Origin of the sequence: Streptomyces sp. ERV7 (assembly GCF_001653515.1) — a bacterium.
Lineage (GTDB): Bacteria > Actinomycetota > Actinomycetes > Streptomycetales > Streptomycetaceae > Streptomyces.
In genome coordinates, this window is sequence record NZ_LYOY01000111.1 from 1 (window position 1) to 4,979 (window position 4,979).

A 4,979-nucleotide genomic window follows, 5' to 3' on the forward strand; every position below is an offset into this window, starting at 1 on the left:
GAGTCCTCCCATCAGGTCTGCGTGGAGCGGCGAGTGGAGCTGGTGGTCCTGGACAACGGCCCCGATGCGTCCTTGCGTATGGCCACCACGCGCACCGTGTCCCGCGGCCGCACATGCGGATAGGACAGCCGGCTTCTATCGGGGCGTTCGACAGGGTCGATGGCCAGGCGGACGCCCCACCCAGTATTCCGAGAGCACGCGCCGGACGCGGCAGGGCCGTTCTTCGGGCGACGACGGGAATTCTAACGACAGGCCGACAGGGGCCACCTGCCACGACCGGGGCCTGTGCCGTACGGCACGGGCCGGCGCTAGTGTCGTACGACACGAGATGGCCCGCCCGCGGAAAGGAAGTGAACGTGGCGCCGGATGGCATGCCGATGAGGAGTGTTGAACTGGCAGCTGCAGTCGAGGACTTTGAGCGCTTGGCCTCCTTGGTCGAGGAGGCCGGCGAGCGCGTGGGTATTACCGTTGGCGGCGAGTTGACGGGTGTGGTGCTTCCGGCGGCCGAGCTGGCCGAGCTGGAGTACTGGGCGCAGCGGGGCTACGGAGCGCCGCTGCCCGTTCCGGATGCATCGCGGGAAAGCATCCCGGGGCCGGAGCAGCAGGGCCCGTATACCCGGTACGTGCACGGGGACGGGCTGCGTATGACGTTTACGCGGGACCGGGTCGTCGTGGCCGAGGTGCGCTCTGCGGGTGATCTTGCCTGGCTGGAAGAGCGGGCGCGCCAGGGACGCCAGGGATACATGGACCCGCAGCAGTCGGCGGCATTCGCGGAGTTCCTCGCCAGCCAGCCCCCCTCCACGGTCCCCGAAGACCAGTCCCAGGAACCAGGCCCGCACCCGGAAGAGATGGCGGTGCGGCAGGTGACCGACGCGTGGCAGCGCATCGAAACATGGCTGCGCGCCCATGCCCCCGCGTCATACGCCTGCCTCAAGCCCGGCGCCTCGCAGGGGGAGATCGCCGCGCTGGAAGAAGCACTCGACGCGCGGGTACCGGCGGATCTGAAAGCGCTGTGGTCTCTGCACGCTGGTGTTCGCGGCCGGCAGGGCGCAGGGTTCCTCTTGGACAACTACGCTCTGATGGACCTGGATGGGGTGGTATCGGTCTACCAGATGAAAATGGACTCCCAGCGGCACGAGGAAACCCTCAACGCCATCCGGAGGGCAGAAGGGAGAGGTGAAGACGAGTTCACGATATGGAAACCTTCGTGGGTACCGGTTTTCTCCTTCGGCCCGACCGATCTCATTTATGGCATATACCTCGATACGGAGACCGGAGCTCTTCACAGGTGGAGCAATTCCTACGAGGCGCAAGACGACGAGAGACGCGAAACGCTGATCACCTATTTGGAAGAGGTCGCCGACTTCCTGGAGACACCGGGCCTTGCCGTTGGGGCCAGGCCGGGTCTTGCGGGCGGGGCTCTGGTGTGGGGGCCGCCGAACCATTCTGATCCGGACCGTCTGTGGGTGGAGTACACCGGCTGACCTGTCCGGCCGCGGACGCGTGTGTGGGGACCAGGCCGCAGCCCTGGTCCCCACACACGCGTTCAGGTCGTGTCAGCCGACCTTGCGCCAGGCGCAGGTGGTGTGGACACTCGTGCAGTGCTCGAATCCGGGGTTGGAGACGAAGAACGTGTCGCCGTCCAACATGCGCCATGTAGGCGCCGGAAAGTCGTGGAACGCGCCCGAGTTCTGACGGTCGGGTATGGACGCCCTGCCGCAGGGTTCCTTGCCGCTGGGGCCGTTCGTGGCAGTCCTCGTGTCGGCCCAGAGGCCGAAGTTGCTGCCGTCGCCCATTGTGTCGGCGAACAGCTGGGCGCACTGGTCGCCTGATGTCACCTGGTTACGGGCTGGGAAGCCGCCGCTTTCATGGGTGGTGGCCATGGCGTATTCGTCGCAGGACAGGGTTCCCAGTGACGCGTCGGCCGGATGCTTGGCCCAGTTGTCCGGGCATACCACTCCGCGGCTGTCGTTCTTGGTCCACGGCTGGCCTGTTTTGGGGTTCTTGACTGTGGTGTCCGGGCCGAGGTAGCTGAGAAGAGAGTCCCACCTGACCGAACCGTCGTGGTAAGGCATTTTCTGCTGCATCAGCCAGTAGTACGCGCCAGCCGCCGGGTACAGGTTGGTGTCGACGGTGTACGTCGGGCTGAAGTACGGCAGCACGCAGCCGGGCTTGATGCCCGTGGGGATGTCGTCGCAGCGCGGGGCCAGCTCGCGAACGGCGTGGATGCCGCTGCTGCCGAAGTCGGCTGTTGCAGGGTTGCCTCCGGCGTCCACCGTGGCGGTGATCGACCAGCCCAGGTCGATGGTCTCCTTGCCGGTCCCGGACCACCTGGTCTGGATGGTTCCCCAGCGGTCGCCGTAGATGCCGTCCGTCGCAACCTTCCAGTACGCATCACCTATGGGGGTGTCCGTGCTGTCCGCCCATCTGATGTTCGTCGTCGCGCAGTTTGTGCATACCGTGCCGGCGTTCCACCTCATGCGCACCCCCTTGAGCGCGGGGTCGATGTGTGTCGGTACCAGCTTGACCTGCTGGTCGAACTCGGCGAGGTCGGAGCCGCTGTCGGCCTTCTTCGGATAGGTCTTCAGGCGTTGCTCGATGCTGAAGGTGGCGGTGCCCAGCGCCGGCTTGTCCGGGTCGGTGTCGGTGAAGATCAGTGTTCCGCCGCCGATGTTCTTCAGGCAGGCTTCGGTCCGGTTCATGTAGTTCTTGCCGGACGGTTTGGCGAAGCACCAGTCGACCTGGTCGACGTCCAGGCCTGCTGGAGCGGACGCCCGCGGAGGGGTCTGGGCCGTTTTGGACGGCGGGTTCAGTTCGATGCACAGTTTGTGCCCCTGCGCGTCAGGCGCACCGCACGTGCGCTTGCGGGTGGGGGCTTTGAAGGTTGTGCCGTCCTTGCGCAGGGTCGGCAGTGCCGGGCCCGGGTCGGTGCGCGTGAACTCGATGACCTTCTGCGCGACCGGGTCGATCGTCGAGGACGCCTGCGGCGCGGGGAAGGACAGGTACGGCTCGATACGGAAGTTCGCCCACGGCGACCACTCGGTTTCGTACAGGCTGCCGTCGTAGGCGTTGGTGTGGAAGGTGTAGGTGACACCCGGCTTCAGCCGCCCGCGCTCCACGGGGACCTGCGCGGTTTTCCCCGATGCGACATAGGGCGACACTTCCACGCCGTACGGGTTTTTGTCGGTCAGTTTGACCTTGTCTTTCGGCTTGCCGCTGGCATCCGTCGTCCACACCTCGAACGTGAGGTTGACTGTGCCGCCGTCCGGGTCGGTGACCGTGTTCCGAAGCACAACATCCGGGGTGACGACGCGCCAGTAGCCTCCGTACTTGTACCCCGTACCGGCCGATGGGCTGCTGCCGGACGCGGGCCGCGATCCTGATGCCGCCGCGTTCTCCGGACCGGCCACCGAATACGACACCGGAGCCTTCGACGGGCTGGGATCCGGCGGCAACCCGGAAGCCGATGCTGTTCCCACACCTGCGAGAACAGCCAGGACTGCACCGACGGCGACATGCCGCAGCGCCGATAAAGTACATATACGTCTCAATGATCCTCCCCATTGGGTACGTGTGTTCGAATCGAGTCCATCACGCGTACCTCCCGAGTCACAGACGGGAGTTCGCCATTTCCCCACGCGGCCCTCGTGCGGTCACACGGGGTAGCGGCCCAACTCCCAGGACCTGTCCGTCGCGGCAGGTGGTGTGGCCTCAGCGACCGAGGTGTCGCAGGCCCTCGTCCAGGGTGTCGAAGGTGGAATCGACGGGACCGCTGTGGCGGTTGTACCAGGCCACGTTCAGGCGGGGTTCCAGGCTCTGGTGGCCGTAGCGGCAGTGCAGCCAGATCTGGCCCTGGGTGCACAGGACGACCCAGTCCCGGTATGCCTCGCACTGCGGGCAGGTACGCACCTCGCCGTCGAGGACCAGGGGCCGTCCCCACTCCATGAACCGGTTCATCCCGGTGTTGACGCGCAGGTCGGGCGGCAGGAAGTCGTCCACCCTCGGCGAGGCTGAGGCGGTCGGGGTGGCCGTGGTGGTCTCGGGCCAGTAGCCCGTGGGGTACTGGGGCAGTGGTGGGCAGTCGGCGAACAGGGCGGCGAGCTTGCGGGCTTTGCGGCGACGACCGAACATGTGGGCTTCCCCTCCCGGTTGGGTGTCCGCGCGCGGCGGCGGACGACAGAGCGTGCCCCACCACGCCACCTGCGGCAACTCTAGAAAACTGGGGGATCACCTCCGTCCGCGACGCTGCGGACCCTGTCCTGCGGAGCCGTTCGCGGGCCGGGCCGGGCGCTGCCGGGTGCCGTCGGACAGGGGCATCGCCTGGGCGCCGGCGGGCAGGTTGGCCGAGTGGCGCAGCCGCCACACCAGCACGTCGCTGATCTGCTCGGCGCTCGCCAGCTCCCGGCGGGCTGCGACGTCGGCGAGCAGCACGGTGGCATCGTGGCCGGCGGCCTCGGTATCGGCCAGAGTCGCCGCCAGCGCCGCCCACCCCGGCTCGGCCAGCACCTGCTCGGCCAACTCCGGCAGGGCCTCGCGCAGCCGGGCCGTCTGGCGGCGCAGCACCGGCAGGGCAAGGGATCGGCCCCGTACGGCGAGGACGGCCATCGGCTGCGCGGCGGCGGCCCGGTAGGCCAGGCGCAGATGTTCGGCGGCCAGGCGGGCGGCAGCGGCCTGCTGGGCGTGCTCCTTGCGCGCATGCCAGTGTGCGGCGACGGTGACTAGGAAGAACACCATGTCGATCACCATCGCCGTGGTTGCCCCGTCCTCCCCGCGCCCCGACACCGGGCCGCTGTAGACGAGGTCGCGGGCGGCCTTGCGCAGCGCCCGGTCCTGCCCGCGTACGGCTCGTACGTGGGAGCGGGTAGCCCGCTCGAACGTAGCGGCTGCGTCTCGTAGTTCGCGGCGGGTGTGCGAGGCGGAGGTCTGCGCGAGCGCGTCCAGGATCTCCCCGGCTGCCGCGATGTACCCGGCCGCCACCC

At 67.8% G+C, this 4,979-nt stretch carries 3 protein-coding genes and 1 pseudogene; 1 reads left to right on the forward strand and 3 read right to left on the reverse strand.

Translation table 11 applies throughout. The features are described from left to right. Positions 1-356 precede the first annotated feature (356 nt). Positions 357-1,484 carry an SMI1/KNR4 family protein gene (locus tag A8W25_RS33140; RefSeq protein ID WP_234386775.1) on the forward strand — a complete coding sequence of 376 codons (1,128 nt, stop codon included), beginning with the start codon at positions 357-359 and terminating at the stop codon, positions 1,482-1,484. A 72-nt stretch (positions 1,485-1,556) separates the two neighbouring features. Here A8W25_RS33140 and A8W25_RS31515 read toward each other — a convergent pair whose 3' ends face one another. The 3 genes and pseudogenes from A8W25_RS31515 to A8W25_RS31525 all read right to left on the reverse strand — a co-directional run. Beyond that, positions 1,557-3,479: a hypothetical protein gene (locus A8W25_RS31515; RefSeq protein WP_234386780.1), complete on the reverse strand. Its 1,923-nt coding sequence runs from the start codon at positions 3,477-3,479 to the stop codon at positions 1,557-1,559. A gap of 232 nt (positions 3,480-3,711) precedes the next feature. After that, complete coding sequence (locus A8W25_RS35355; RefSeq protein WP_067167950.1) at positions 3,712-4,131, reverse strand: hypothetical protein; 420 nt, start codon at positions 4,129-4,131, stop codon at positions 3,712-3,714. Positions 4,132-4,227: 96 nt separating this feature from the next. Next, positions 4,228-4,979, reverse strand: a pseudogene (locus A8W25_RS31525) (mobilization protein); the annotation flags it as partial.